This is a genomic window from Streptomyces sp. LS1784 (assembly GCF_020103755.1).
GTDB lineage: Bacteria > Actinomycetota > Actinomycetes > Streptomycetales > Streptomycetaceae > Kitasatospora.
Genome location: NZ_JAHSQD010000037.1, coordinates 28,404 through 30,624 on the forward strand (window position 1 = coordinate 28,404; position 2,221 = coordinate 30,624).

Genomic DNA, 2,221 nt, shown 5'->3' on the forward strand with positions numbered 1-2,221 from the left:
ACTCACGGTTTATGTCAGGGTTTGTCCGGTTTGTCGGTCACTGGCTGAACTCGCGCCGATGCTCTGAGTGCAGACGATTCCCCCGGGCTGAGGCCCGCGTCACACCGAATGCGCGCCCCGCACGCGCTGTCGGCGCGGCCCTTCGCTCGTTGGACAGGCACTCCGGTTCCGGGGGCGCCGACCTGCCCTGCGGTGCGTTCGGCCGTCCAGCGGCCTCGCGCGTGCACATGTGCGGGCGGGGTGGCAGCGTGGAGGGGTCATGATCCGGATGCGCGGGGACGGCCTGGATGCACGGAGTGGACAGCCACGCCCATGGGGGTGCGGAACCGGGCGGACCGGGGAAACACCGGTCCGCCCGGGGTGGGCCGCGCTCGCGGCCGTGGGTGCGCAGTGTCGCCGGGCAGGTGTTCCTGTGGATGCTGGTCGTGGTCGTGCTGCTGGTCACCGCGGCGCTGACGGCACTCATCCTGCAGGCCCGGAGGTACGCCGCGAGTGATTCCGAGAACCGCACACGCGCCGCGGCCATCACCTTGGCGCAGGTCCCCACGGTGGTGAACGCGCTGGACAGCGCCGACCCGACCGCGGTGCTGCAGCCGCTGGCCCTGGACATCACGGAAAAGGGCGGCTTCGACTACGTCGTGATCGCCAGCCCCGAGGGGATCCGCTACGCCCAGACCGCCCAGCCCGAGCTGATCGGACAGCGCCTCATCGGCCCGTACCAGCTGGCCCTCAAGGGGCCGATCACCATCAGCTTCACCGCGCCCATCGGACGGGTCGTGGAGAGCAGCGCGCCGGTCACCAGGCCGGACGGTTCGGTCGCCGGCCTGGTCCAGGTCGGCTACACCATCGCGCACGCGGGCAATACGGTCAGCCAGCAGCTGCCGGTCCTGGTCGGCGGCGCGGTGGCCGCGGTCGCTGTGGGTACGGGCGGGGCGGTGCTGGTGCGGCGGCGGCTGCGCCGCCAGACGCACGGGCTGGGCCCGGCCGAGATGACGCGGATGTACGAGCACCACGACGCGGTGCTGCACGCGGTCCGCGAGGGTGTGCTGATCGTCGGTGGGGACGGGCGGGCGCTGCTGGCGAACGACGAGGCCCGGCGGCTGCTGGAGCTGCCGCCGGAGGTGGAGGGACGGCCGGTCGCCGAGCTCGGGCTCGATCCCGGGCTGGCCGAGCTGCTGGCGTCCGGGCGGGCCGCCACCGACGAGGTCCACCCGGCCGAGGACCGGCTGCTCGCCGTCAACAACCGCCCCACCGCGCCGTACGGCGGCGGGCCCGGCAGCGTCGCGACCATCCGGGACACCACCGAGCTGCGGGCGCTGGCCGGGCAGGCCGAGGCGGCCCGGGCCCGGCTGAAGCTGCTCTACGACGCGGGTGCACGAGTCGGCACCACCCTGGACGTGGTGCGCACCGCGCAGGAGCTGGCGGATGCGGCGATTCCCCGGTTCGCGGACTTCGCCACGGTCGAGCTGGCCGAGGCGGTGCTGCGCGGTGACGAGCCGCTGCCGGGCACGGGCACGGCGGGAGGCCCGCGGATCCGCCGCGTGGCCGCCGGCGGCGTCCGCGAGGACCGGCCGTTGCTCCCGGTGGGCTCGCAGATCAGCCCGCTGCCCGGCACACCGGAGGCCACCGCCCTGGAGAGCGGGCACGCCACGCTGATGGCCGACCTGCACCATGAGCGAGCCTGGCGGGAGCGCGACCCGCAGAGCGCCGAGCGGATCCTCGCCCACGGGGTCCACTCGCTGATCTCGGTGCCGCTGCGGGCACGCGGCCTGGCCCTGGGCACGGTCACCTTCTGGCGCGCGGACCGGTCCGAGCCGTTCGGGCCGGAGGACGTCGCCTTCGCCGAGGAACTGGTCGCCCGCGCGGCGATGTGCATCGACAACGCCCGCCGCTACACCCGCGAGTACCGGATGGCCGAGACACTGCAGCGCAGCCTGCTGCCCCGCGGGCTGCCCGAGCAGAGCGCCCTGGAAGCGGCCTACCGCTACCGGCCGGCACAGCGGGGAGTCGGCGGGGACTGGTTCGACGTCATCCCGCTGCCCGGCTTCCGCGTGGCGCTGGTCGTCGGCGACGTCGTCGGCCACGGCCTGCACGCCGCCGCCACCATGGGCCGACTGCGCACGGCCGTGCTCAACTTCTCCGCCCTCGACCTGCCCCCGGACGAGCTGATCGCCCGCCTCGACGAACTGGTCACCCACCTCGACCACGGCGGGGCCACCGA

1 protein-coding gene is annotated in these 2,221 nt (G+C 74.3%); it reads left to right on the forward strand.

Features of this window, described 5'->3' with window-relative positions; genetic code table 11:
• Window positions 1–416 precede the first annotated feature (416 nt).
• A partial coding sequence (locus KS423_RS07635) for a SpoIIE family protein phosphatase (RefSeq protein WP_224276448.1) occupies window positions 417–2,221 on the forward strand: 1,805 nt, incomplete at its 3' end.